Consider the following 25,280-nt stretch of genomic DNA (forward strand, 5'->3'; position numbering starts at 1 on the left):
GCGGCAACGCTTCCTTACTTCACCAAGGTCCGGGTCGTCGCCCAGACCGATACGGGGGCGCCAGGCCGGCGCCCCCGCCTGCACAAGAGGGGTTCGATCCATGCTGAAGCTCACCATCGCCGCCCTGGCGCTCGCCGGCGTCGCCGCCGGAGCGGTCGCGACCACCGCGGGCGTCGCGCAGCAGCGCGCTGCGGCGCGGTCGGCCTGGCTGAACACCCGCCTGTCGCCGGAGCAGCGCGCCGACGCGCTGATCGCCGCCATGACGCTGGAGGAGAAGGCGGGGCAGGTGTCCCAGCAGTTCATGTTCGGCGCGTTCGAGCAGTTCGCGCCACAGGTGAAGGCGGGCAAGGTCGGCTCGCTGCTGTTCGTCACCGACCCGGCGATCATCAACCGGTTGCAGAAGGTCGCGGTCGAGGAAACGCGGCTCAAGATCCCGCTGATCTTCGGCTACGACGTGATCCACGGTTTCCGCACCATCTTCCCCGTGCCGCTCGCCAATGCCGCGTCGTGGGACCCGGCCGGGGTCGAGCAGGCGCAGGCGATCGCGGCGACCGAGGCACGCGCGGTCGGCATTCACTGGGCCTTTTCCCCCATGCTCGACATTTCGCGCGACCCGCGCTGGGGCCGCATCGTCGAGAGCCCGGGCGAGGACCCGTTCCTGGGCGCCGCCATGGCGCGCGCGCAGGTCCGCGGCTTTCAGGGGCCGGCGATCGGCACGCCCGGGCGCATCATCTCCGGCCCCAAGCACTTCGCGGGCTATGCGACGGCGGAGGGCGGGCGCGACTATGACGGCGCCTACATCTCGGACGCGCAGCTTTACAACGTCATCTTTCCGCCCTTCGCCGCGGCAGTGGCGGCGGGCGCCGGCAACATCATGAGCGCCTACATGGACCTCAACGACGTGCCCGCGGTCGGCAACAAGTGGCTGCTGACCGACGTGCTGCGCGGGCAGATGGGCTTTAACGGCTGGGTCGTCTCCGATGCCAACGGCACCAAGAACCAGGTCGTCCAGCACTTCGCCAGGGATGGAGCGGACGCGGCGGTGCGCAGCATCGCGGCCGGCAACGACATGGAGATGTCGTTCGGTCCGGCGGCATCGGCGGACACGCTCGCCGCCTCCGTCCGCGCCGGCAAGCTGCCGCTCGCCACGCTGGACCGCGCGCTTCGCCGCATCCTGGTCGCCAAGTTCCGGATGGGCCTGTTCGAGAACCCGTTCGTCGATGAGGCGCGCGCACAGGCGATCCTCGCCACGCCGGCCCACCGCGACGCCGCGGAACGCGCCGCCGAGCGCGCGCTGGTGCTCCTCAAGAACGACGGCGCGCTGCCGCTTACTCCCGGCGCACACAAGCGGGTCGCGGTGATCGGCGCCCACGCCAATTCCAAGCGCGACACGCTCGGCTCCTGGGCGTTCCAGTACGACCTTCCCGAAACGGTGACGCTGTTCGAGGGCGTGCGCGACCGGCTCGGCCGCGACGCGAGCGTCGAGACTGCGCCGGGCGTCCAGATGAAGCGCGCGGTGCCGTCGATGTTCGAGAGCATCACCATCCCCGGCCAGGCCAAGCCCGAGCCGAAGTGGGAGCCGCAGCGCGCCGAGCGCGAGTTCGACCGCGCGGTCGGCCTGGCGAAAAGGTCAGACCTCGTGATCCTGACGCTCGGCGAGAATGAGGACATGAGCGGCGAGGGCGCGTCGCGATCGGACCTGAAGCTGCCCGGCGACCAGCTGAAGCTGCTGGATGCCGTGGTCGCGAGCGGCAAGCCGTTCGTTGTGGTGACGATGAGCGGTCGCCCGCTCGAGCTCGGGCCGGTGCTCGCCAAGGCGCCGGCGGTGCTCCACGCCTGGTACGGCGGGACGCGCGGCGGCGCGGCGACCGCGCGCGCGCTGTTCGGCGACGTCAATCCGGGCGGCAAGCTCCCGGTCACCTGGCCGCGCAGCGTCGGGCAGGTGCCGATCTATTATTCGCACAACACCACGCACCAGCCGGACAATCAGGGCAAGCGCTACTGGGACATCCCGTCCACGCCCGAGTTCCCGTTCGGCTACGGCCTGAGCTACACCAGCTTCGAGATCGGTACGCCCGTGGTGTCCGGATCTGTTACCGCGAACGGTCGCGCCACCGTCACCACCACCGTCACCAATATCGGGCGGCGGGCAGGCGACGAGGTGGTGCAGCTCTACCTCCACCAGCGCGCTGGCCGCGCATCGCGTCCGGTGCGCGAGCTGAAGGGATTTCAGCGCATCACGCTGCAACCGGGCGAACGGCGTACCGTCAGCTTCCCGCTCGACGAGGGCAGCGTCAAATACTGGAACGCCGCCGTGAAGGGCTGGGTGGTCGACCCGGGCACCTTCGACGTCTGGGTCGGCAACAGTTCGGCCGCGACGCAGCACGCCGAGCTGGTCGTCGGCGGCGCGCCGCGTTCGACCGCAGGGTTCGTGCGGTAGAAGGCGGCGGCTCTCCCATCAGGGAGCCGCCGCCTCGCCCTCAGGCGGCCGTGCCGCCGTCGACGTTGATGGTGGTGCCGGTGACGTAGCTCGCGTCCGGCCCCGCGAGGAACGCGACGACACCCGACACCTCGTCCACCGTGCCGTAGCGACCGAGCGGGATCATCGTGGTCATCTGCTGCGCGAATTCGCCGTCGGCGGGGTTCAGATCGGTGTCGATCGGACCGGGCTGCACCGTGTTCACCAGGATGTTCCGGCTGGCGAGATCCTTTGCCCAGCTGCGCGCGAGCGCCGCGACCGCGGCCTTGGTCGCGCTGTAGGTTGCGACTGCCGAGAGTCCGAGCTCGCCCGAAATGCTGCCGATCAGGATGATGCGGCCACCGTCGCTGAGATGCGGGAGGGCGGCCCGGGTGCCGACGTGGACGCCGCGGACGTTGACGTCGAATTGGCGGTCGAACAGCGCGTCGGTGTCCTGCTCGATGGTCGCGAACTCGGCGACGCCGGCATTGTGGACCAGGATGTCGACCTTGCCGAGCGCGCCTGCCGCCTGCTCGATGCCGGCCCTCTGGGACGCGCCGTCCGCCGCATCGGCTTGGAAGGCGAAGGCGGTGCCGCCGGCCTGCTCGATCGCCGCGACGGTGGCGTCGGCGGCTGCCTTGTTACCGGCGTAGGTAATCGCGACCGTGGCGCCATCGGCCGCCAGCCGCTTGGCGATCGCCGAGCCGATGCCCCGCGACCCACCGGTGACGAGCGCCTTCTTGCCCTGAAGTGACATGTGGAATCTCCCAATCATCGCCCGCGATCACGGCGTCGTGCGCTGCCAGCTGCGGCGCTATCTGGTGCGTGCCGCTAATAGTTCAATGTTCCCGAACTGTGAAAACGACGAAGTGATCCTATGTAAGTGAGATGCCGCGCTTAACGCACCCGCGACTGGCCGATGTCCCGCTCGATCTGGCGCTGCACGCGCTCGCCGATCCCAACCGGCTCGGCATGGTCGCGCGGCTGAACGCGACCAGGGAGCTCAGCTGCGCCGGCGCCGCGCCGTGCGAGACCATCCCCAAAAGCACCCTGTCCAACCACCTGAAGCTGCTACGCGCCGCCGGCCTGATCGAGACCGCGCAGTCCGGGCGCGAGATGATCAACACGCTGCGCCGCGCCGAGTTCGACCAGCGCTTCCCCGGGCTGCTCGACGCGGTCCTCGCCAACGCGCCTGGCTCCCCGGGCGGCTGATCGACACTCGCGGGCCGGCGTCAGGCGTCGGCGTGCTGGTCTATCGCGGCCAACGCACCGAGGTCGAGCCAGCCACGCATCAAGTCGGCGATGGCGCTGATCGGAGTCCAGGCCGCTGCCCATTCTGGCGTCACGTAGAACTCGGCTTCGGTAATGGCGGTGACGTCCTGACCGATGATGAAGCCATACGCCTCATAGCCGTCCGCTCCCCTGACCACGACGATCTTCCAGAAGCGGTCGGGTATCTGGATTCGGGCGGTGCCGCTGTCATCCTTGCCGCGGAACCAGCGATCCGTGGCGCCGAAGACCGGCCCGGCGTAGAGGCACGCGGCCTCCGCCTCTCTCTCAGTCACCTTCTCGATCGCGGCCTCCAGATCGCCCCAGTTCTCCTGACCCTGTGCGGCCTGGTTGAAGCGCTTGACCTGCGGCGAGCAGTTGGTGACGTGGAACGTGTCACCGTTCGCCATCTGGATCTCTTCGAAGCGCTCGCCCCAGCAGACGTCGTCGCGCCGGACGATGTGCCCCTTGTCGAAGGCGCCGCGATCCTCGCTGTAGAAGACGTCGGGTAGCTGGAAACGCGCCTCCATCCGCGGATCCACCACCCACTGCTCCATGTAGTTGTTCCGGGGCGGCCATCCCGCGAGCGAGTCCCGGCTGGTCACCTTGCCGTCGACGATCTTGCGGCGCTGGCGCCAGTCGACGTTTGCCGCGGTGAAAAGCGCGAGCCGACGTTCGCGGTGCATCCAGACGGAGAAGTGCCGGTAACGAAGCTCGGCATCGTCGCCGTCGAGGAGCGGTGCCAGGATGCGCGCGCCCTGCTGCGTGATCACCGGTTGGGGAACGTCGCTGCCGGGGTCGAGGAAGCGGCAATCGAAACCCGGGCGATCCGCCAGGCCGTCGTAGATGAGCGGTGGCCGGAGCTCCAGCGCCTCCGACTCCAGCGGGGTCGGCTGCGCGGCTGCGCCCCCGGCCTCGATCGAGAGGCGCACGGTGATCGGGACGGTCAGGCCGTCCGCCGTCACGGCCCGCGCGGAAGGAGCGGCTGGTACTTCAGCCGCGACCGGTCCGGGGCCGCGCCCGGCCAGACCGTCGATCGTCGTCGACATGACATCGCCGCCCCGCATCGCTGCCTCGATCGCGGGCAGACGGGCGGGCCAGTCCGCGCCGGCGAGTTGGAGCAGCCGCGCGGCGATGCGACTGACGCGAAAGCCGACGTTGGCTTCCCAGACGACGTCGGACTCGGTCAGCCCGTCGAGGCGATCGGTGGTGCCGCCTGCTGCCAGCACATAGCCGCCGTCCGCGCGCTTGATCCGCCCGTTCGCGTGCAGCGCGACAACCTGGAAGCTGTCGTTGAACACCGGCGCGCCGGAGGAGCCGTGCGCGGTGTCGGCCCGGTACCAGAGGTATGGCTCGTCATCGCCGGCCCGGATCACCTGGTTCTCGCGAAGCGCGACCTGCATCGGCACGCCGTCGGGGTGCTGCAGGATGGTGACGAAGTCGGTCTGCTCGCGGACTTTGCCCGACTCCGGAATGAGGCGGAGGTAGCCGCGTGCCGCGATGTCGGCGCCCGCCGCGGAGCGGGCGCCCACCGCGACGACGGCGAAGTCGAGAACGGGATCGGATACGTAGAAGCTGGCGGCGTCGAGCGGGAACTCGTCAGGATCGCCGGGGGAACGCCCCGCAATGTCGAACCAATAATCGAAGCCGACGCTTGAGCTCGCGACCGAGGCGGCTGTTGGGAAGACGTGGTGGTTGGTGAGCAGCAGCCCCGGGGCGATCAGGAACCCGGTCGCCCAGCCGGTCCGCCCGCCGCCGCGAACGCGAATCCGGCCGACGCAACGCCGCGCAAGCAGGCAGCGGTCGAGGAAGTGGACGTCGAGCAGGTCGTTCGTGCCGAGCACCGCTTCCTGCTCGAGCGGCGTGGCGGCCTGGCCGTCGGCGGTCAGGAACTTGAACCGCCGGGCGACGACGTCGGCGGACGGCGCGCCCGACGGCACCGGCCCCGCAGTAGGGCTTGCGGGCGTGAACAGGTCGAGATCGAGCGCGCTGAGGTACATCGGCCGGGTCCTCCCGACACGCCGGCAGCCGCGGCACTGCGCCGTGGCGCCGCTGTCGATGCAGACTATCGCCTGCTAACGTGAAGGACGCGTGACGGCGGCCGTCACACCGCCCGCTCGGCAAGCTCCGGCACCTTCCGCTCCGCCAGCAGCGTCGTCACCGCCAGGTCGGCGGTGACGTTGGCGGTGGTCGCCGCCATGTCGGGCACCGTGTCGACGGCGAGGAACAGCGGCAGCAGCTCGACCGGCACGCCCACCGCAATCGCGACGGGGGCGTAGGCGGCGAAGAAGCTGATCTGGTTCGGCAGCCCGGCGATGACCAGGTTGTTGACGACCGCGAGCACCGCAACCAGCGCCAGCTGCGCCACGCCGAGCTCGATGCCGTTCAGCCGCGCGAGCGCCAGCACCGCCAGGCTGATCGCGGTCGGCGCGCTGATGCGGAACAAGGCGACCGCGAGCGGAAGCACGGTACCCGACTGCCGTTCGTCGAGCCCGAGCCTGGCCGATCCGGCGAGCATCGCGGGGAGCGCGGCGAGCGAGGACTGGGTGCTGAACGCGACCGACTGGGCGGGAACGGCGGCGCGCAGGAAGGCGCCGAGCCGGACGCGCCGGGTCATTGCCACCAGCACCACGAACGCCGACAGGAGCACCACGCCGCCGATCACCCGCGCGGCCACGTACCAGGCGAGCACCGTTCCGACCGCCAGGCCGCTGCGCGCCGCCACGTCGAACGCCAGCGCAAAGACCCCGATCGGTGCCAGCAGCAGCACCCAGCCAATGATGACCAGCAGCGCGTCGGCGAGCCCGCGCAGGACGCCCGTCACCGCCGCCGCGCGCGCCGGATCGATGCGGCGCAGCGCCAGCGCCAGAAACAGCGCAAAGATCACCACGGAAACGATCGCACCTCCCGCGGCCGCCGCGATCGGGTTGGCGGGGAGCAGCTGGCGCAGCACCTCGCCCGTCGGCGGCAGCGCCGGTACCGTCCCGGCGCCCGCGCGAACCTCCTCCAGCCCGGCGACCTTCCATCCGCCGAACATCGCCGAGCCGAGCGTCACCCCGAACAGCGCGGACAGCGACAGGAACAGCGCGAACGTCGCGATCGCCCGGCGCGCGACCGCGGTCGAGCCGCCCTCGGCCGCGCCGCCCGCGATCCCGGTGACGATCAGCGCGAAGACGAGCGGGATGATCGGCATCCGGAGCGCATCGAGCCACAGTCCGCCGATCGGCTGAAGGATGGGCAGCACCGGCGCGTCCGGCCCGGCCAGATAGCCGCCGACCAGCCCGGCCAGCAGCGCGATCAGCACGCGCACGGACGCCGGCACGCGCGACACGATGCGGGCGGTCACGCGGTCGCCGCCTCCACCACGCGCGTGCCCATCACCTGCGCGGCGAAGCGCTCCATCTCCTCGGCCTGCGGGCTCATCTGGAGCAGCAGCAGGCCGAGCCCGGCGTGCTCGTATTCCGCGATCCGCTCCTTCAACTGCTCGGGCGTCCCGACCAGGTTGGGGCGCAGCCCGCGGTTTGAGACCGAATATTCCTGAAGCTTCAGCTCGCGCTCGAGCTGCGTGCCCGACAGCCACTGGTCGAAGTTGGCATAGCCCGCCGGCAGCTCGGTAACCGTGGTGATCCGCTCAAGTTCGCGCTTCGCCTCCGCCTCGCTGTCGCGCACGATGGCGTAGGCCGCCATGCCGTACTGCATGGGCTGACCGCCGATCGCGGCGCGGCGCTGGGCCATGTCGGCGATCTTGGGCGCGATCGCCGTCACGGGATCGCCGTGCATCACATAGGCGTCGCACTGCGCGGCGATCATCGTCTTCGCCGCCTCGCTCTCGCCGCCGGCGTAGACGGTCGGCCGCTTAACCGGCTTGGGCGCGCAGATCGCGTCCTCCGTCTGGTAGAACTTGCCCACGAAGCTGAACCGCTGCTCCGTCCACAACCCGTCGACCACCCGCAGCCACTCGGCGGTGCGGGCATAGCGATCGTCGTGCTGGTCGAACTGCAGTCCGTATTGGCGCGCCTCGTCCGCCCACCAGCTCGACACGACGTTCAGCGACAGCCGCCCGTTCGCGATCCGGTCGATGTTGGCGGCCGCCTTCGCGAACAGCGCGGGGTGGTGGAAATTGGGGCGGACCGCGACCATCAGCTCCAGCCGCTCGGTCACCGCGGCGAGCGCGGCGGCGGTCGACCAGGCGTCGAGCGAGGGCTGCTCGACACCCTTGATGTCGTTGAGGTTTAGCTCCGCGATCAGCGTCAGGTCATAGCCCCAGCGCTCCGCATCCCGGGTCAGCGCCTTGGCATAGTCCCACGTCGCCGCCATTCCCTCGTCGGGGACGTTGCGCAGCCAGCCGCCGAACACCGGCATCCAGAACCCATAGCGCATCAGCGTGCCTCCTCCAGCCAGCCCTCAATGCGGTCGACCAGCCGTTCGTGCGGGTCCCAGCCGAGCACGTCGAGCGGCTTGGCGACGAAGTTGGAGAGCGCGTTGATGTCGTAGAAGCGGGCAACGCCGTCACGGTCGTCGATCATCACCTCGACCCCGCCGAGATCGAGCGACGCGGCGCGCGCGATGGCCTCCGCCGCGGCGCGCAGTTCGGGCGCGGGCTCGACCGCAGTCATCGCTATCGCGCTGCCCGGCACCTGGCAGGCGTCGGCCGGGCACAGGTCGAACGCGCCCGCGCCGGCGACCTCCAGCGCGTAGAGGAAGGAGCGGTCGAGCGTCTCGATCCGGGTGATCGTGCCGCCGCGCGCGGGCACATAGTCCTGGACGAGCAGCACGCCGTCGATGCTGGTCGGCAGCGTGCCGTCGGCGACCGCGGCGCGTACCTCGTCCAGGCTGTCGTAGCGCGCGATTCCGGCCCCGGCCCCGCCGATGTTGGCCTTCACCACCAGCGGGAAGCCGATCGCCTCGGCGGCGGCGGGCACGTCCGCGGCGCGGTGAACCGCGCGGGTCGCCGGCATGGCCAGGCCGAGCGAGGCGATGAGCGCGAGCTGGCGCGCCTTGGACGTGTCGACCGCGAGCGCCGCGGTGCCGTTAAGGACGCGCGCGCCCGACAGCTCCCACCGCGCAAGAAGCGCACCGGCCCAGAAGATCGGGTGCTCGCGCTCGCGCAGGAAGGCCGACATCGCGAGTCGGCTGAGCACCAGCGGCGCGGGCGGCGCTGCGTCGGCGGGATCGAAGGCGGTGCCGGGCTCCAGCGCCCCATAGGGGATGCCGCGGCGGTCGAGGGCGGCGAACAGCGGCCGGAACCACTGCGGATGCTCGTAGAGGATGGCTAGATCGGCGGTCATGGCGCGGGGTCATGGCGCGGGGCGACGGCGATGGGAAGCGCCGCGAGCTTGGGCACCGCCAAGAAAGGGTTGGCGTCCGCGCAGCCCCGAGCTACCCGCTAGCGACGCAGACCCGCCAGCGCGGTAACGTCCGCGGTCTGCTCGCGCGGCAGGTTGAGCGTCTGCCCGAGCTTGTGGCACACCTCGCGCAGCTCGTTGATGTCGCGCGCGTCGGCGGCGGCGCGGCCGCGGGTGACCAGCGCGTCGAAGCGGGCCGGGTCGGTCGACAAGTGGCGCTGCGACTGCAGCCAACGGAAGCCCTCCAGATAATAGTCGGGACTGCGGCTGAGGGCGAGGCGGAGCACGCCCTCCATCGCCTCGATCGCGCGCTCCGCGACGCGGAAGCGCTCGTCGTCGAGCGCCTGCTCCGCGGTCGCGCGCTGTTGCTCGAACTGCGCGCGGTCATCCTGCGACAGCGAGGCGAGCAGCGCACGCGCGCTCGCCTCGACCCGGTACAGGTCGGCGCGGACCATCTGGAGGCGGAGCTCCGGGCGGTGGCGCAGCCGCGAGATGTCCTGGCGCAGCAATCGCGCCTCCTCCGCGATCGAACGGTAGGTGTCGGCCTCCCGCGCACCGTCGAGCCGGGTGAACTCGCCCGCGATTCGCGTGCGCAGCCGGGCGAGCTCGGAGGCGAACCGCGCCCGCACGGCCGCGTCGAGCTGACCGAAGTCGTCGAGCGCCTTGTCCGCGGCGATCAGCGCGTCGGTCGCGAACGCCGCGCCGTTGGTGCCGAAGTCGACGCGCGCGAGCTCGTCCGCGTAGAAGCTGTGATCGGCCAGGTGCAGCCCCTGCTCGGGCAGCTCGATGGAGCAGCGGATCAGCTGGCTGTCGTCGACCGACCAGTGAAGGATCACCTGCTCGCCGCTGCGCAGCGGCGCGGCATAGCCAGGCAGGTCGCGGCCGGAGAGGTGAAAGGACCCGATCAGCAGGTTTGCCTCCGGCTCCTGGACGCCGTCCGCCTGCTCGAACAGCTCGACATCAATAGCGTCGTCGCTGCCCGGCGAAATGGGACGGGTGGCACGCAGCGTCTTGGTGCCCTTGAGCGGCAGGGTCTCGCCCTTGCGGACCAGCGGCTCCAGCACGTTGATCGCGCGCACGCCGTCGCCGTCCTCGACCTTGACGGAGATCGTGCTGGTGCACGGCGCGCCGGCCGCCGCCGCGGCGACGCGGGTGACGGTCAGTGTACGTGAGCTTCCGGGGAGCGGCGCGCCGCCCGCGTCGGTCACCTCCATCGCGACGCTGGTTTCGCCGTCGGCCAGCTGGATCACGAACACCGGGCTCTCGTCCACCAGCCGCTCGCCATAGTCGCGGCCGTCGCTCGCGCGGGCGCTGACGCGCAGGCCGCTGGCACCCTTCGTCGCGGTCACGCGGATACGCGCACGCTCGCGCGTCGTGCGTGCCTCATAGTCGAAGGAGACCTGCGCGCCCGGCGCCGCCTCCTGCACGCGTGCGGGCTTCGCCTGCGCCTCGTCGCCGCTCCAGTCGCGGCTCTCGGCGAAGATCGCCGCGCCACGCGCGACCGCGGTCATCGGATCGACGTCGAGGTCGGTCGCGATGCCGAGTTCAGCGGGTACGCGCTGGCGCACGATCGGCATCCGCGACGGGCCGCCGATCAGTACCACCTTGCTGACGTCGGCAGTGGTGTAGCCGTGATCGGTCACGACCTTGCGGCACAGCGCGATCGACTGGTCGATCTTGTCGGCGACCAGCGCCTCCAGGTCGGCACGGGCCACCGCCACCTCGACGAACAGTTCGCGCCCCGCCTCGTCGAGCGCGCGTGCGTCATGCTCCGACACGAAGATGATCGCCTGATCGGCGGTGGACAGCTCGACCTTGGCGGCCTCCGCGTTGGCGGTCGCGAGCGCCAGCAGGCGGCGGTACTCGGGCCGGCGCTGCCAGTCGCCGGTCAGCGCAAAGGTCTGCTGAAGCCACGGCTTGACCAGCGCATCGACCAGCATCCGGTCGAAGTCGCTGCCGCCGAGCATGTTGATCCCCTCGTGCGCTTCGATCGAGACCGCGCCGTCGATCGCGCGCACCAGCGCGACGTCGAACGTGCCGCCGCCCAGGTCGTAGATCAGGAACAGCCCGTTGCGGGCCGCCGGGTTCTCCAGGCACGCCAGTGCGGCCGCGATCGGCTCCTGAAGCAGGCCGACCCGTTCCAGCCCGGCGGCGCGGGCGGCGCGGATCGTCGCCTCCGACTGCATCTGGTTGAACGCGGCCGGCACCGTCACGATTGCGCCCGCGACCGCCTCGTCGCCGACGCCGGCGCGCATCTGCTTCAGCAGCTGGCGCAGAACCTCCGCGCTCGCTTCCTCCGGCGTGATGCTGTCGGCGGCGGGACCGAAGGGCAGGGTGGTGCTGGTGCCGAGCAGCCGTTTGAAGCGGGCGGCGATCCCCTGCGGCGCGGTGCGCAGCTGGTCATAGGCGCGCTTGCCCACATAGCGTCCACCGTGCCGGTCGGTCATCACGACGGAGGCGAGCACGTCCTCTCCGCTCACCGCCTTGAAGAGGTCGAGCCGGCCGGCGCGGTTGCCGACGATCGCCGAGTTGGACGTGCCGAGATCGATGCCGAGGTACATGCGCTAGCCCTGTTTCAGGAGGATCTTGCCGGGGTGCAGGACGCGCCCGTCGGCCAGGATGGTGGGTTCGATTGTCGCCTCGATCAGTGGATCGGTGCCGGCGACGTCATCGGCGTTGACCGGAGAGGCTGGTACGTCCGCGGTCCAGCGCGCGCCGTCGTAGCAGGCGAGCGCCATGTTCTCGCCGGCCAAAATCGCGTCGAGGCGGCGGCGGGCGAAGCGGAGCTGCGCCTGAGCGGCGACGCTCCGCTCGACGCTCATGAACGCCGTCTCGCGCTCCAGCGCGGCGCACAGCTTCCAGTGCTGAACCGCCAGGTCGGCGAGGCTGCGGGTCGGATCGGTGCTCACGCGTCCACCCGCCTCGGCCGCACCGGCACCGTCCACGACAGGCCGAAGTGCTGGAGGTCCTGCTCCAGCTTCGCGGCGATGTCGGCCGGCGCAGGCTGCCCGCCCAGCCACATCGTGACCGCGCGCGAGGCGGCGCGCGCCTCCAGCTCGTTGTGCAGTTTGACGCCGAGTTCGCGCAGAGCGAGGAACAGGTTGGTCAGCCCTTCCTCGTTGAGGTCGTCGGCATCGTCGAACAGCGCAGCGAACGCGCCCGCGGTACCGCCGCCCCGCTCCAGGCAGCCGCGCTCCACCTCCCGCGCGAACGTCTCCAGGTTGGCGAGCGCGCGGAAGTGGAGCTGCTCCGCCCGCCGGCAGGTCGCGTTGGAGACTAGGGTCGGCAGCTCGCGCTCCAGTGCGGCGCGCCGGATCGGCACATGCGCGAAGCAGGCGCGCAGGGCCTTCGCAAGGCGCAGCGCGATCTCATACTGCCGGTGCTCGTTGGAGTGCTGCAGGATCAGCTCGCGCACGTGGGTGAAGATGTCGGCAGAGGCCGGATCGTCGAGCCCGCGGGCCGCCTCGTGGATCTGGATCGGACGGCGCAGGCTCGACCAGTAATCAAGCGTGGAGAGCAGGGTGCCGGCGTGGACCTCCTGCTCGGGCTGCGCGCGCATGGCGGCGAGGGTGGCAGTGATCCGGCCCTGCGCGCCGTCCAGCACCGCCGCGATCTGGTCGCCGTAGCTGCGGAGCAGTTCGTCGCGGAGCGTCGCGCCGAAGCCGCTGACCGCCGGCGGCTGCTCCTTCAGCACCTGGGTAAGCGCGGCGCGGGTGGTGACGCTCGCGGCGAACAGCGGTGCGGCGAGCAAACCGATCTCCCGCGCGCGCTCGCCGAGCAGCTCGTAGTAGGTCTCGCGCTCGATCTCCCGACCGTGCGCCTTGAAGCGGGCATCGTCCAATCGGTCGAGCAATACGTCGGCCGCCACGCCCTGTGCGTCCGCCACGATCAGCGTCAGGTCGTCCGGTGCGGTTGCACCCGCCTCGACCAGCGCGACCGACAGGTTGACCCGGCTGATCCCGGTCGCCTTGTCCCGCACGGAGCGGAGCGTCGCCATGTCGCCGGTCGCGAGCGCACGCCGGGTCGCGGCCACGGTTGGCAGCGGCAGGTCGGGCAGCCAGCCGATCTCGCTCGCCAGTCGCTCGCGCGGAGCCATCAGCCGGGCCCGTGCCGCCGTCAGGATCGCGGGGTCGGCACCGGGCTCGAACGACCGCTCGTCCAGCGCATCGTTGATGGCGGCGGTTGTCGCGCTCGGCTCGACTCCGAGCAGGGCGAAGGGGTTGCGCGCGAGCGTGGTGACGGCGGCGTCGTGGCCGCTGCCGTCGTCCACCGGCGGGCTCGCCGCTGCGCTTGAGCGATCGCGCATTCGTTGGAGGCGCGCGGACGCGGCCTCGACGGCCGCCTCGTCCACGGCCTCAGTCTCCACCGGCGCCGGTCGGCGTCCCCAGAACCCCACTTTGCCCCCTTCGCTCGATCAGCGTGTGACGACGCTAACCGGCGGAGGTGGAGATCGGGTTACTGGGAACGCCTGATGTTCAGGCCCCGAACGCCCCGTCGATCGTGTGCATGGCTCCCGTCACGAAGCCGGCTTCGGGTCCGGCGAGCCAGGCGACCATCCCGGCGACTTCGTCCGCGCGGCCGTGCCGCTTGATCGCCATGAAGCTGTGCATCAGCTCCTTCATCGGTCCGTCCGCCGGGTTGGCGTCGGTGTCGATCGGGCCGGGCTGGACGACGTTGATCGTGATCCCGCGCGGGCCGAAATCGCGCGCCAGCCCGCGGGCGAGACCCTGCAAGGCCGACTTGCTGAGCGCGTAGGACGCCATGCCGGGGACGGGCATCCGGTCACCGTTGACCGATCCGATGACGATGATCCGCCCGCCATCGGGCATTTTGCGCGCCGCCTCGACCGACGCGTGGTAGGGCGCGTGGATGTTGACGCGGAACAGCCGGTCGATCGCGTCCGGATCCTGCTCCAGCGCGTCGCCGAAGATCGCAAAGCCGGCGTTCACGACCAGCACGTCGAGCGGCCCGCTGTCGCGAACCCGCGCGATCACCGCGTCGCGGTCGGCGCTGTCGGTGTGCTCCACGGTCGCGCCCGTCTCCGCCGCCAGCGCGAGCGCCGCGTCGCGCGATCCGGCGTAGGTGAAGGTAACTCGCGCACCATCGCCCGTGAAGCGGCGAACGATCGCCGCGCCGATCCCGCGGCTGCCCCCCAGAACCAGAACCGACTTGCCATCGACCGCCGCCATCAGATGCTTCCTTGAGGTTTGTGTAGTGGCGGCTACATATACCGGCATAGGTGATCGTCAAGGATATTTGTACGAGTGACTACAAAAGAAGTTCGCCCGCGGGGACGCCCGCGCCGCTTCGACCCCGAAGCGGCGGTCGAGACCGCGCAGGCGCTGTTCCATGCCCGTGGTTACGACGCGGTCGGGGTGGCCGACGTGACCGCCGCGCTCGGCATCAACCCGCCGAGCTTCTACGCGGCATTCGGCAGCAAGGCGGCGCTCTACGCCCGGGTGCTCGCGCGCTGGGGTGAGCACGGCGCGATCCCGTTCGCCGACATCCTGCGCCCCGACCGGCCGGTCGCGGAGGGCCTTGCCGCGCTGCTGGAGGCGGCGGCGCGGCGCTATGCCGCCGGTGCCGATGCGCGCGGGTGCCTGGTGCTGGAAGGAACCCGCGCCAGCGATGCCGACGCGCGCGACGCCGCGCTCGCGTGCAACCGCGCGGCGGAGGCGCTGATCCGCAACTACATCGCGGCGCGCCACCCCCTACAGGCGGCGGCGGTCGCCGACTATGTCAGCACGGTCATGTCCGGGCTCTCCGCCAAGGCGCGCAACGGCCACGCCGTCGACCAGCTCATCGCCACCGCACGATTGGCGAGCCGTCCGCTCGCGGACCTGCTCGGCTGACCGGCGCGCGGCAGGTGACAGCGCGCGGGCGCGGGCCTAAACGGCTCCGGTGTCCGCCCGCCGCCACCTGACCGCACATCGCCGCTGCGCCGGGCTGATCCTGGCACTCGCGCTGCTGGTCAAGCTGCTGGTGCCGGCCGGCTACATGGTCGATCGCGGCGGCGGCCACATCGTCATCACCATCTGCTCGGGCACTGCGCCGCGCCAGATGACGATGGACATGGGCGGAAAGCACCATGAAGGAAGCGGCGATCGCGGTGCCACCGCGGACATGCCGTGCGCCTTCGCCGGGCTGGCCGCGCCGGTCCTCGGGCCGATCGATCCGCTCCAGCTCGCGCTGCTGATCGCCTTCGTCCTGGCGCTGGGCGTTGCGAGAAGCGTGCCGGGCGCGCCGGCGCCGCCGGTCCACCTGCGACCGCCGCTCAGAGGACCACCGATCCTCGCCTGACCGAAGCTGGCGCGTCCCATGGATGCGTCCTGTTCAAGGCTGCGCGTCTGCCATCGACGGCGGCCGGTCGGAGGATTTCATGTCTTCAGTCGCACCGTGCGTGCGGCGCGTTCCGCTGTGACGCGCCCGCGCCTCCTCATCCGTCGCCTGCACCTGTGGCTCGGCCTGTCGCTCGGCGTGCTGCTGGTGGTGCTCGGTTTCACCGGCTCGGCCCTCGTCTTCTATGTCGGGATCGACGAGGTGCTGCACCCGCCCGCGCGGAGCCGGACCGACGTGCCGGGGCCTGGCTGGGTCTCGCCCATCTGGGACCGTGCGGTCGCGACCGGCCGCGCGCGCTGGCCCGATCCCGCGGGCACCTGGTCGCTCGAGGTGACTGGCGCAGGCGGGGCGATACCCGCGCGCTACTATCCGGCCTCCGAGCACCACGATCACCATGCCGAGCGGCTGATGGTCTGGTTCGCAGCCGACGGCGGGCGCATCGTCCGCGCGGATCCGTGGGGCGGGTACCTGATGAGCTGGCTGTACGAGGTGCACATGCACCTCCTCGCCGGGGAGGGCGGGCGGCTGGTGGTCGGCTGGGGCGGGGCCGCGTCGCTCCTGCTGCTGCTGAGCGGCGTCGTCGCCTGGTGGCCGCGCGGCAGCTGGCGCAAGGCGCTCGCCCTCAAGCGCCGCGCGGCACCGATCCGCCGCGTGCGCGACCTCCACAAGCTGACCGGCGTGGGAAGTGCCGCGCTGCTGCTGGTGGTGGTCGCAACCGGGGTGCTGCTCGCGCTGCCGGAGGTGAAGGCGGCGCTGCGCTTCCCCGCGTCCCCGCCCGACCCCCGTTCGGCGGCAGCAACGGGTGTACAGATCCCGGTCGCGCGGGCGCTCGCGGCGGCGCGACAGGCGGTGCCGGACGGTCGCCTCGCCTTCATCGACGTTCCGGGCGCAGGCGATGCGCCGTTCCGGGTGCGGCTGGCGGTGCCGGGCGACCCGCACCGGCGCTTCCCCTCCAGCTACGTCTGGATCGACCAGCACAGCGGCCGGGTGCTCGCGGTTCGCGACCTGCGGAGCGGCGGCACCGGCGCGACGCTCTCCGCCTGGATCCGCCCGCTTCACGACGGCTCGGTCGGCGGGCTCCCGATCCGCATCGTCGCCGTGCTCGTCGGCCTCATGCCCGCCGTGCTGTTTGCGACCGGGCTCCTCCACTGGCGCCGGCGCCGTGCCGCCCGGACGCTCGCGCTCTCAAGGATGACCACATGACCATCATTCTCGCCCTCGCCGCGCAAGCCGCGGCTCCCCTGTCCGTCGACACCGACCGGCCCGCCATTATCGTCACCGGACGCCAGCTTGAGGCGGCGCCCGACGTCGCCGGTCGGCTCGGCCTCACCAACCGAGAGACCCCGGCGATCATCGACGTGGTCACGCAGGAGGATTTTCAGAACCAAGGCGTGCGGAGCGCGATCGAGGCGATGAACGCCGCGCCTGGTGTCACCTCCGGCAACTTGCCGGGCTCGATCGGCTCCGTCTCGCTGCGCGGCTTCACCCGCGCGGTGAACTACCTCCATGACGGCGTCCGCATGGCCAACTCGGACGTGGGGGTGCGCGACTGGGACGCGTGGATGTTCGAGCGGATCGAGGTGATCAAAGGACCGGCCTCCGTCACCTCGGGCGACGGTGCGCTCGCCGGCGCGATCAACTTCGTGCCGCGCCGACCGCGGCTGGGTGCAACGGGCGGCGAGGCGCTGGCGAGCTACGGCAGCTTCGGCACCGGGCGTCTCGCGCTCGACCTCAACGTGCCGCTCGGCGCGGCAGCGGCCCTGCGGGGCGACGTCGCCGTGTCGCGCTCGTCGGGCTGGATCGACGACACCGACAGCCGCACGCTCGCCGCTTCGGGATCCGTCTTCCTCCAGCCGACCGCGCGCTGGTCGATGACCCTCTCGGCCGACTGGTTTCAGGACGATTTCGACACCGCCTACTTCGGCACGCCGGTCGTGTCGCGCGCCGTCGCCCGCGATCCGTCGAACGCCGTTGGCGGCAGCGCCGGACTGGTGCTCGACCGCGCGATGCGCCGGGTCAACTTTGACGTGACCGACGCGAATCTGGGTTCCGATACGCTGTGGCTTCGCGCGCGCGGCACCTTCCAGGCCGCGGATGGGGTGCAGGTCGTGAGCGACTCCAGCTTCTACGACAGCCACCGCGATTACCGTGACGCCGACGAGTACGGCTTCAACGCGGCGACCGGCGGGATCGATCGCGGGCTGACCGCGATCACCCATGACCACCGGTTCTGGAACCAGCGCCTCCACCTCGCCGTCGATCGCCCGATTGCGGGCCTGCGCAACCGCGTCACGATCGGCGCGGAGTTCGGCCACACCGACTTCTTCACCACACGACGCTTCGGCAGCACTCCCTCTATTGATCCGTTCAGGCCCGTCCGGGGCACTTTCCCCGCGGACACCCCGGCGAGTTTCGCGACGCGGCAGGACGTGACCGCCGACGTCGACCAGCTCGCCGTCTTCGCGGAGGAGGCGCTGAACCTTTCGGACGCATGGCTGCTGGTCGGCGGCCTGCGCTACGACCATGTTGCGCTCAATCGACGGGTGGCGACCGTCACCACCGGCGCGGTCCAGCGCTATGGTCGGCGCTACGATCCGCTCTCCTGGCGCGTCGGCAGCGTCTACAGCCTCACCCCCGCGACCCAGGTATTCGCGCAGTACACGCGGGCGGTGACCCCGGTCGGCGGGCTATTGTTCCTCAGCGCTGCCAACGCCGCCTTCGACCAGACCACTGGCCGGTCGTACGAAGTGGGGATCAAGACCTCGCTGGTGGGCGGCGGCGTGGAGCTGACCGCGTCGCTGTTCGACATCCGCCAGGACGACATCATCACCCGCGACCCGACCAATCCGGCGTTGTCGGTGCAGGGCGGCGACCTGCGATCGCGCGGGGGAGAGGTGTCGCTCAGCCTGCCGGTCACGCGCGCGCTGCGCGTCGCCGCCAGCGGCACGCTGCTCGACGCCGCCTATGGCACGCTGGTCGAGGCGGGTGGGGTGAGCCGCGCCGGCAACCGACCACCCAACGTGCCAGAGCGCGTCGCCGATCTGGTCGTGACCTACGCGCCCGCAATGCTGCCCGTCACGCTCACCGCGAGCGCCAGGCACAACGGCGATTTCTACACGTCGAACGCCAACACGGTGCGGGTGAACGCCTACACCACCTTCGATGCTGCGATCGCCTGGCGGGCCTCATTCGGTACAGTGACGCTCCGCGGGCGCAACCTGTCGGACGCCTTTTACGCCGACTGGTCAGGCTATGCCGCAGGTCTGGTGTTCGTCGGTGCACCGCGCAGTGTGGAGCTCTCGCTTACCAGGCGGTTCTGACGTGCGGCCCGCCCTTCACAGCACGCCTGCGCTGCCTAGATAACGCGCTCACTGACGGGACCTTCGCACATGGCACTGACCGACCTTCTGCCCGGCAAACTCGGCTTCGGCACCGCTCCGCTCGGCAACATGTTTCGCGACATCCCGGAAGCTGAGGGCCTGGCGACCGTTGAGGCGGCGTGGGCGGACGGCATCCGCTATTATGAAACCGCGCCCTTCTACGGTGCGGGTCTCGCCGAGCTGCGCCTGGGCGAGGCGCTCGCCGGCCGCCCGCGCGACGACTACGTCATCAGCACCAAGGTCGGCCGACTGATCCTCGACGAGCTGGAGGACGTTTCCGCGCGCGAGCAGGGCGAGAAGGCGGGTGTGTTCGCGCACGGCCGCGCCAACAAGGTCGTCAACGACTATGGCTATGACGCGACGCTGCGCTCGATCGACGACAGCCTTCGCCGGCTGCGCACCGATCGGGTCGAGATCGTGTTCGTCCACGACCTCGCCCGAGACTTCTGGGGCGACGGGTGGATCGCACGGTTCGAGGAGGCGCGCACCGGCGCGTTCCGCGCGCTCGACCGGCTGCGTGACGAGGGCCTGATCAAGGGCTGGGGCCTGGGCGTCAACCTGTGCGAGCCGATCGAGACCATCCTGGACCTGAAGGAGCCGCGCCCCGACGTGTTCCTGCTCGCCGGGCGCTACACGCTGCTCGACCACGCCCGCGCGCTCCAGCGGGTCATGCCCGCGGCGGCCGAGCGCGGGATCGGGATCGTCGTCGGCGGGCCCTACAGCTCGGGCGCGCTCGTCGGCGGGCCGAACTTCGAGTACGCCCCCGCCTCGCCGAAGATTCTTGACCGCGTCGCACAGATAAAGGTGATCGCCGACCGCCATGGAGTAAGCATGAAGGCGGCCGGGTTGCACTTCGCGCTCGCCAACCCGGCGGTCGTCGCGGTCATCCCGGGCGCCAGCCGACCCGATCGCCTGGCGGAGGATCGCGCGGCGGTGGAGGCGACCGTTCCCGCCGGCTTCTGGCAGGAGCTGCGCGAAGCTGGCCTGGTCGATCCCGCGGCGCCGCTGCCGTCCTGACAGGGGTGCTCAGCGGCGCAGTGCCGCGTCGCCCCAGGTGACCGGCAGCGTGTCGGTACTGCCGGACGTGGTCCGCGCGACCAGCTCGACGATCCGGGCACCCGCGACGCTCAGGTCGAAGGCGTGGCCGGTCTGGCCGTGGCGCAGTGCCGGGCTGCTGCCGATCAGCCGGCCGTCGGCATAGACCTGGAAGGTGACGGCGCGCGCCTTGTCGCGGGCGCTGTCGTCGACACCGACGGTGGCGGTAAAGCGGCGGTACCCCTGGTTGCGCACCTCCAGCCGCGAGTTGGCGAGGATGCCGATCCCGCCGCCGAGCGGCCGGCCGGCGATCTGGAGCAGCTGGCCGTACGGCGTGCTGTCGGCCTGCGCGCCGCCCCAGCCGGCGTAAATCGGGCGGTCGCCCGCGCCGCGGGTGCCAGCCCAGCCGAGCGAGCGGTAGATGGTCGGGTCGTGCTGCGGCACCGTCACGCCGTCGACTGCCGGGTTCACGTTGCCGGGCTGTTCCGACAGGTACAGCCCGTCGGCGAGCGTGCGCGTGCCCTTTGCGCGCAGAATCAGCGTCTGGCGCGGCTCGACGTGCAGCTTGGTCTCGCGCGTGAAGCTGGTCGCGCGCCCGCTCCACAGGTCGGTCAGCGTGACCGGCGCGTCATCGGCGAAGCGGAGCAGGCCGGCGGCGAAGTTGACGTCGATCGCCTCCGCGCCACGGTTGAACACCGCGACCCCCTTCTCCCCCGATGCCAGCGTCTTGACGAAGATCTGCAGGTCATCGCTGTCGAACGCGATCACCGCCTGGTGCCCGGCCGGGTCCTGGTTGAGCGCGATGATCCGCTCGTTGCCGAACAGCTCCATCAGCGCCGGCGGCGCGCTGCGCAGGTCCGTACCCATCAGCAGCGGCGCGTTGATGATCGCCCACAATGCGAAGTGGGACCGCGCCTGCTCCAGATGGGCCGCGTCGAAATCGCCTGCGCCTATGTAGAGCATGTCCGGGTCGTTCCACGATCCGGGATGCGCGTAGAGCGCGCGCTTCGCCGCGCTGTCGAAATTGGCGAGCATCCGCCCCCAGGAGGGCGTCAGGTCGTCGCTGGTGCGCGACACGTTGCCCAGATCCTTGCCCCACGCGCGGACGTTCGCCGACCCCCACAGGCACAGCGACAGGATCCAGTCGCCGTCGGGGTTGCTCCGGGTCAGCGCCTGGTTGACCTGGTCGAACATGGTGCGGACCGCGGCGATGTCGGTCCGCATGACCTCCTTCAGGTCAACGGTGGGGGCGAGCGCGCGGAACTCGCCCGAGCGCACCCGCTCGGCATCGGCTCCGAAGGCACGGATGCCGCAGCCGTCGATCTTGATGTAGTCGAAGCCCCAGTCGCGGAAGAACAGGTCGATGTCGCGATCGATATGGCCGTACAGCCCGACCTCGCGCTCCTGGACGCTGCCCTGCGGCAGGTTGACGCGGTCGGTGGCGTAGGCCTGCGAACAGATGTTGCGGCCCAGGTCGGAGTAGATACCGGCCTTCAGCCCCATCGCATGAAGCCGGTCGGTCAGCGGGCGGAAGCTGTTGCCGCCCGGCGCCGTCGCGGCCGAGGGGAAGCGGTCCGGCCGGACGAGGATGCGACCGTCGCCGAGCCGCCGTTTGAGCCACCAGCCGTCGTCCAGGTTGAGGTAGCGGTAGCCCTTGGCCGCGAGCCCGCTGGCGACCATGCGCTCGGCCGAGCCGATGATCTTCGCCTCGTCGATGTCGGTGTTGAACGCGTTCCAGCTATTCCATCCCATCGGCGGCAGCGCGGCGCGCCCGCGGGTGTAGGCGCTCCAGCGCGCGGTCGGGGCGAGCGGATCGGCGCTGGCCGCCGGGCGGGCGGCATTCTGCGCGGCACCGGGCGCCTGCAGGCCGAGTGCCGCCGCGGCGAGCAGGGCGCTGCGCCACCAGCGCGAAGGACGATCATGGCGCATCAGGCAAGCTCCCCCGCTCTTTCCGGCACCTTCGCCGATCCGCGCGGTGCCGTCCACCGGGCGGCAGCGGTCAGATTGGCACCGAGTAGAGCGCGTGGTGGGCCAAAATGAACAGCGTGCGCCCATCCGCCCCGCCGATCAGCAGCTGGAGAGGGCGCTCGGGCACGTCGATCCGGCGGATTTCCTTGCCGTCCTTGTCGTACACCCAGACTTGGCCGTTTGCGACGTAGAGCGTGCCGTCGCGGCCGCGCGCGACGCTCTCTCCGCCGCGGGGTGCGACGACGCGCAGGTCGGAGAGCGCGCCGCTCGCCGCCACCCGGCCGCTGTAGGTCAGGTTTTCCGACGCGTTGGACAGCCATACGCGCTCGCCCGAACGCGCGGTGACCAGGCCGTAGCTGTCGAGCGTGTCCGACCAGCGCCAGCCCTGGTGATCGTCGGGCCCCTGGTTCCACACCCGGAAGGCGGGGATCGCGACCGATCCGTCGGGCGACAGGTACGCGCGCGACTTCGGCTCGCCCATCTTGCTGGTGAAGAAGTCGGAGAGCGGCGGATACTGGTAGGTGCGCTGGTCGATGCGGTCGGCAAATTCGCCGTTCGCCCAGACGTTAACGGGCAGCGCGACCGCGGCACCGGCGCGCGGAGCGCCCGCGTCGATCACGCGGACGTCGTCGGGCTCCTTCGGATCGATGCTGAAGACGGTTCCGTCGCGCCCGGCCGAGGACAGGACCAGCAGCCGGCCCGAGCGGTCGACCGCCAGGTTGACCGGGTCGAGCGTCGCCTGGCTGACGGTGGTCAGGCCTTCGGTGCTCGACCAGCCGTGGATCCGCTGGTGAAAGCGGTCGACGAAGTAGAGCTTGCCGTCCCGGTCCACCGCGCCGCCCGCGACCGAGTAGAAGCCGTCGGCCAGCTTGGTGACTCCGGCGGTGACCGGCAGCGGTGCGGGCGTTGCGGCGCGCGGGGTGGCGGCGGGCACGTCGAGCTTCGCGAACTCGCGCTCGCGCACTTCCTGTCCGGTGGTCAGGTCCTTGATTGCATTTTCGAACGGATACTTGCTCGCGCGGACGTACGTGCCGCAGCCTTCCGTATCGCAGTGGGCGTAGGCGCTCTCGGCATTGATGTGGACATTGCGGAAGCGGATGTCGCCCGAATTCACCAGCCGCACCGCCGTATCCATCGGCTTGGCCGTGCGGGTCACGCGGTAGCCGTGGTAGTTGGCGAACAGGATGTTGCGGCTGTTGTGGAACTCGGTGGAGACGGCATAGACGCCGTCGCGCACCTCCTGCTCGGTCTGCGGCGCCAGGAACTCCCAGTTTTCAACGTTGCGCAGCACGATCTCGTTCTTGAAATGATGCTCGGCCGACAATTCGTAGACGTGGCCAGGCGTCTTGGTGTCGGTGACGTAGAAGCCGGTGTGCGCCAGCCCGTTGGGCGTCCAGATCGCGTTAAACGTGCCGCCGCCGTTGTCGGTGACCCAGATGCTCGCCTGCTGCCCGTCCCAGCGGGACTCCGGCTCGATCCCGCCGCCGGTCGCCTTGCCGTTCACGTAGACGACGGGACCGTGGATGCGGACGTCGTTGATCATCGACTGCTCGCCCGCGCGCCAGATGATGTTGGACGCGCGCGGGTTCACGCCGCCGGCATAGAGCCCCAGGCCGTAGACGATCGCGGCGCCGCCCTTGGCGCTCTCGATCATGCCGCGCGCGCCGCCCACGCCTGCGAAGCGCGGCGCGTTCTCGGGCAGGTAGAGCTGGGTCTGGTTGGGGTGGAGCGAGATCAGCACGCTGTCGGGCCGGAGCTTCAGCGTGTCGGTGATCCGGTAGCGGCCGGTCGGCAGGTAGACGACGCGGTTCCGATCGATCGCGCGCTGCAGCGCGGCGGTGTCGTCGCTCTGGTCGTCCCCCTTGGCGCCGAGCGCGCGGGCGTTCGCCCACTCGCTGACGGGGGGCAGCAGCGGCAGCGCCGGGGCGACCCGCGGCGGCGCGGAGGGCAGCGGCGTGATGGTGACGTCGGTCGCGGTGCGACCCATCTCCCCAATCGCCGGCACCTTCAGCCCGTGCGAGAAGTCGGCGACCCGCCAGGCCGCACCCTGGCCGGGGATGGTGCGTCCGCTCTCGCGAAAGCGCGCGAACACCGGCGTGTTGACGCCGACCGCGTTGTCGAAGCCGACCTGGGTGAAGACGCTCTGCTCGCTGGAGATGAGCACCCCGGCGCGGCTCACATTCTCGAAGCGGACGTTCTTGCCCCACAGCGAATCGGAGTAGCCGCGGTCGATCTCGATCCCGACCGGCGTGTCGCGGATCGCGACGTTGACCAGCGTCAGGTCAACCTCGTGCTCGCGGATCGCTGCCTCGCGCTGGCCGGAGAACTCCGAATCGATCAGCGTGAACTGCCACGCGGGCGAGGTCTTCTCCGTCACGATGCCGTAGCGGCCACCGAAGAAGCGCAGGTTGTCCGCCTCGTTTCCGGCCTGATAGATGCCGGCGAAGCCCGATCCCAGGCGAAAGTCGACGTGGCGCAGAAAGCCGTGCTGCGCGACGCGGAAGCGCACCGCCACCGCGCCCGCGTTGCCGTCGCCGATCTCGAAGTCGACGTTGGCGAGCGCCGAGTAGAAGGTGGTCGACGTCGCATCGAAGATCGCGTCGTTCGCGGGCACGCTGGTGGGCGGCGGCACCGGCGGCTTGCCCGCGCGGTACTGGTCCTCCCCCGAGAAGCTCAGCATCGCGCCGATGCCCCGCCCGAAGCCCGGCGTGTTGTCGCCGAGCAGGATCACCGGCCGGGTCGGGCCCACGCCGAACAGGCGGACACCCGAGCGCAGGAATATGGTGCGCGAGATGCGGTACCGGCCCGAGGGCAGGAAGACGACGCCGCCGCCACCGCGCTGACGGTCGGCCGCGACCGCGTCGATCGCCTGCTGGAGGGCGGCGGTGTCATCCGCGCGACCGTCGCCGACGGCGCGCACGGTGACGGCGCGGGGATCGTCGGGCGCGGTCAGGAAGACGGAGGTGGACTGGGCGAGCGCGGGGAGGGGCGCCAGGACGAGCGCAAGGCTCAGCAGGCCGAGAGGCTTCATCGGAACAGCTCCGCTTCAACAGTGCAGGGGGCCGCGCGCATCGGCGCGGCCGCGAAGATCACGCGGTGTGAAGCGCGAGCGACTGGGCCGCGATCGCCACCTGGGTGCGATTGCGGACGTTCAGCTTGCGCATCAGCGCCGTCATGTGCGCCTTCACCGTCGCCTCGGCGATGCCGAGGTCGTAGGCGATCTGCTTGTTGAGCTGGCCGGAGTGGACGCCGCGCAGGACCTTGATCTGGGTCGGCGTCAGGTGGACGGAGAGGTCGCTGTTCGGTCGCGTCGAGCCGGGCGGAGGCGCCATCGCCAGGTCTGCCGCTGTGTGACCACTTGCCATCATCGCCTCTCTCCCTCAGCTGTTCCCGTGCCGGTTGATCCAGAATCGGTTGGACAGGTTTCCTTATGTCCGACTAATGTCGGCGCTTACAAGACGTATTTTGCGATTACGGCAAAAACCT

At 70.7% G+C, this 25,280-nt stretch carries 19 protein-coding genes; 7 read left to right on the plus strand and 12 right to left on the minus strand.

The annotated features are described in order from the left end of the window. Positions 1 to 100 precede the first annotated feature (100 nt). Positions 101 to 2,440: a glycoside hydrolase family 3 N-terminal domain-containing protein gene (locus CRO12_RS07295; RefSeq protein WP_097063423.1), complete on the plus strand. Its 2,340-nt coding sequence runs from the start codon at positions 101 to 103 to the stop codon at positions 2,438 to 2,440. A gap of 40 nt (positions 2,441 to 2,480) precedes the next feature. Here the strand turns inward: CRO12_RS07295 and CRO12_RS07300 are convergent, their stop codons facing one another. Then, positions 2,481 to 3,215 carry an SDR family oxidoreductase gene (locus CRO12_RS07300; protein WP_097063424.1) on the minus strand — a complete coding sequence of 245 codons (735 nt, stop codon included), beginning with the start codon at positions 3,213 to 3,215 and terminating at the stop codon, positions 2,481 to 2,483. Between the two features lie 131 nt (positions 3,216 to 3,346). Here CRO12_RS07300 and CRO12_RS07305 point away from each other — a divergent pair, with 131 nt between their 5' ends. Then, entirely contained in the window at positions 3,347 to 3,670 is a 324-nt protein-coding gene (locus tag CRO12_RS07305) for an ArsR/SmtB family transcription factor (RefSeq protein WP_097063425.1), read from the plus strand. 20 nt (positions 3,671 to 3,690) lie between these two features. On the opposite strand, the gene CRO12_RS07310 is transcribed toward CRO12_RS07305, so the two are convergent. From CRO12_RS07310 to bdcA, 8 genes are all read right to left on the minus strand, one after another. After that, a complete protein-coding gene (locus CRO12_RS07310; protein ID WP_097063426.1) occupies positions 3,691 to 5,727 on the minus strand; it encodes a DNA/RNA non-specific endonuclease in 2,037 nt (678 codons plus the stop codon). 104 nt (positions 5,728 to 5,831) lie between these two features. Next, entirely contained in the window at positions 5,832 to 7,073 is a 1,242-nt protein-coding gene (locus tag CRO12_RS07315) for a dicarboxylate/amino acid:cation symporter (protein ID WP_245858314.1), read from the minus strand. Continuing rightward, positions 7,070 to 8,107: an LLM class flavin-dependent oxidoreductase gene (locus tag CRO12_RS07320; protein ID WP_097063427.1), complete on the minus strand. Its 1,038-nt coding sequence runs from the start codon at positions 8,105 to 8,107 to the stop codon at positions 7,070 to 7,072. Before CRO12_RS07320 ends, CRO12_RS07315 begins: the two co-directional genes overlap by 4 nt. Next, positions 8,107 to 9,015, minus strand: coding sequence for an ATP-grasp domain-containing protein (locus CRO12_RS07325; RefSeq protein ID WP_097063428.1), 909 nt, complete (start codon positions 9,013 to 9,015; stop codon positions 8,107 to 8,109). Before CRO12_RS07325 ends, CRO12_RS07320 begins: the two co-directional genes overlap by 1 nt. Positions 9,016 to 9,113: 98 nt before the next feature. Further along, positions 9,114 to 11,633 (minus strand): Hsp70 family protein, encoded by a 2,520-nt coding sequence (locus tag CRO12_RS07330; RefSeq protein WP_097063429.1) that lies wholly within the window; start codon positions 11,631 to 11,633, stop codon positions 9,114 to 9,116. Between the two features lie 3 nt (positions 11,634 to 11,636). Continuing rightward, positions 11,637 to 11,981 (minus strand): hypothetical protein, encoded by a 345-nt coding sequence (locus tag CRO12_RS07335; protein ID WP_144033554.1) that lies wholly within the window; start codon positions 11,979 to 11,981, stop codon positions 11,637 to 11,639. Continuing rightward, positions 11,978 to 13,423, minus strand: a complete 1,446-nt coding sequence (locus CRO12_RS07340) for a hypothetical protein (RefSeq protein ID WP_144033555.1) — start codon at positions 13,421 to 13,423, stop codon at positions 11,978 to 11,980. The genes CRO12_RS07335 and CRO12_RS07340 overlap by 4 nt, the downstream gene beginning before the upstream one ends. Before the next feature lie 124 nt (positions 13,424 to 13,547). Then, positions 13,548 to 14,261: an SDR family oxidoreductase gene (gene bdcA / locus CRO12_RS07345; RefSeq protein ID WP_097063432.1), complete on the minus strand. Its 714-nt coding sequence runs from the start codon at positions 14,259 to 14,261 to the stop codon at positions 13,548 to 13,550. Between the two features lie 75 nt (positions 14,262 to 14,336). On the opposite strand from bdcA, the gene CRO12_RS07350 reads away from it, so the two are divergent. From CRO12_RS07350 to CRO12_RS07370, 5 genes are all read left to right on the plus strand, one after another. After that, the gene (locus CRO12_RS07350) at positions 14,337 to 14,924 is read left to right on the plus strand and encodes a TetR/AcrR family transcriptional regulator (protein ID WP_097063433.1); all 588 of its coding nucleotides are present in this window, start codon (positions 14,337 to 14,339) and stop codon (positions 14,922 to 14,924) included. 49 nt (positions 14,925 to 14,973) lie between these two features. Next, positions 14,974 to 15,372 carry a DUF2946 family protein gene (locus tag CRO12_RS07355; protein WP_097063434.1) on the plus strand — a complete coding sequence of 133 codons (399 nt, stop codon included), beginning with the start codon at positions 14,974 to 14,976 and terminating at the stop codon, positions 15,370 to 15,372. A 117-nt stretch (positions 15,373 to 15,489) separates the two neighbouring features. After that, positions 15,490 to 16,614 (plus strand): PepSY-associated TM helix domain-containing protein, encoded by a 1,125-nt coding sequence (locus CRO12_RS07360; protein WP_218838876.1) that lies wholly within the window; start codon positions 15,490 to 15,492, stop codon positions 16,612 to 16,614. Further along, positions 16,611 to 18,731: a TonB-dependent receptor gene (locus CRO12_RS07365; RefSeq protein ID WP_097063436.1), complete on the plus strand. Its 2,121-nt coding sequence runs from the start codon at positions 16,611 to 16,613 to the stop codon at positions 18,729 to 18,731. The genes CRO12_RS07360 and CRO12_RS07365 overlap by 4 nt, the downstream gene beginning before the upstream one ends. Positions 18,732 to 18,800: 69 nt before the next feature. Further along, entirely contained in the window at positions 18,801 to 19,808 is a 1,008-nt protein-coding gene (locus CRO12_RS07370; RefSeq protein WP_097063437.1) for an aldo/keto reductase, read from the plus strand. A 9-nt stretch (positions 19,809 to 19,817) separates the two neighbouring features. Here the strand turns inward: CRO12_RS07370 and CRO12_RS07375 are convergent, their stop codons facing one another. From CRO12_RS07375 to CRO12_RS07385, 3 genes are all read right to left on the minus strand, one after another. Continuing rightward, positions 19,818 to 21,755, minus strand: coding sequence for an NPCBM/NEW2 domain-containing protein (locus CRO12_RS07375; protein WP_097063438.1), 1,938 nt, complete (start codon positions 21,753 to 21,755; stop codon positions 19,818 to 19,820). 70 nt (positions 21,756 to 21,825) lie between these two features. Next, positions 21,826 to 24,825, minus strand: a complete 3,000-nt coding sequence (locus CRO12_RS07380; protein ID WP_097063439.1) for a glycosyl hydrolase family 28-related protein — start codon at positions 24,823 to 24,825, stop codon at positions 21,826 to 21,828. A gap of 58 nt (positions 24,826 to 24,883) precedes the next feature. Next, entirely contained in the window at positions 24,884 to 25,126 is a 243-nt protein-coding gene (locus CRO12_RS07385; protein ID WP_097064222.1) for a helix-turn-helix domain-containing protein, read from the minus strand. Positions 25,127 to 25,280 lie beyond the last annotated feature (154 nt).

This window comes from Sphingomonas guangdongensis (genome assembly GCF_900199185.1).
Lineage (GTDB): Bacteria > Pseudomonadota > Alphaproteobacteria > Sphingomonadales > Sphingomonadaceae > Sphingomonas > Sphingomonas guangdongensis.

Coding starts and splice junctions, on each gene's coding strand:
- CRO12_RS07385 (WP_097064222.1), bottom strand. CDS start 25,126: ATGGCGCCTCCGCCCGGCTCGACGCGACCGAACAGCGACCTCTCCGTC.
- CRO12_RS07310 (WP_097063426.1), bottom strand. CDS start 5,727: ATGTACCTCAGCGCGCTCGATCTCGACCTGTTCACGCCCGCAAGCCCT.
- CRO12_RS07380 (WP_097063439.1), bottom strand. CDS start 24,825: ATGAAGCCTCTCGGCCTGCTGAGCCTTGCGCTCGTCCTGGCGCCCCTC.
- CRO12_RS07330 (WP_097063429.1), bottom strand. CDS start 11,633: ATGTACCTCGGCATCGATCTCGGCACGTCCAACTCGGCGATCGTCGGC.
- CRO12_RS07325 (WP_097063428.1), bottom strand. CDS start 9,015: ATGACCGCCGATCTAGCCATCCTCTACGAGCATCCGCAGTGGTTCCGG.
- CRO12_RS07370 (WP_097063437.1), top strand. CDS start 18,801: ATGGCACTGACCGACCTTCTGCCCGGCAAACTCGGCTTCGGCACCGCT.
- CRO12_RS07295 (WP_097063423.1), top strand. CDS start 101: ATGCTGAAGCTCACCATCGCCGCCCTGGCGCTCGCCGGCGTCGCCGCC.
- CRO12_RS07305 (WP_097063425.1), top strand. CDS start 3,347: ATGCCGCGCTTAACGCACCCGCGACTGGCCGATGTCCCGCTCGATCTG.
- CRO12_RS07300 (WP_097063424.1), bottom strand. CDS start 3,215: ATGTCACTTCAGGGCAAGAAGGCGCTCGTCACCGGTGGGTCGCGGGGC.
- bdcA (WP_097063432.1), bottom strand. CDS start 14,261: ATGGCGGCGGTCGATGGCAAGTCGGTTCTGGTTCTGGGGGGCAGCCGC.
- CRO12_RS07375 (WP_097063438.1), bottom strand. CDS start 21,755: ATGCGCCATGATCGTCCTTCGCGCTGGTGGCGCAGCGCCCTGCTCGCC.
- CRO12_RS07320 (WP_097063427.1), bottom strand. CDS start 8,107: ATGCGCTATGGGTTCTGGATGCCGGTGTTCGGCGGCTGGCTGCGCAAC.
- CRO12_RS07365 (WP_097063436.1), top strand. CDS start 16,611: ATGACCATCATTCTCGCCCTCGCCGCGCAAGCCGCGGCTCCCCTGTCC.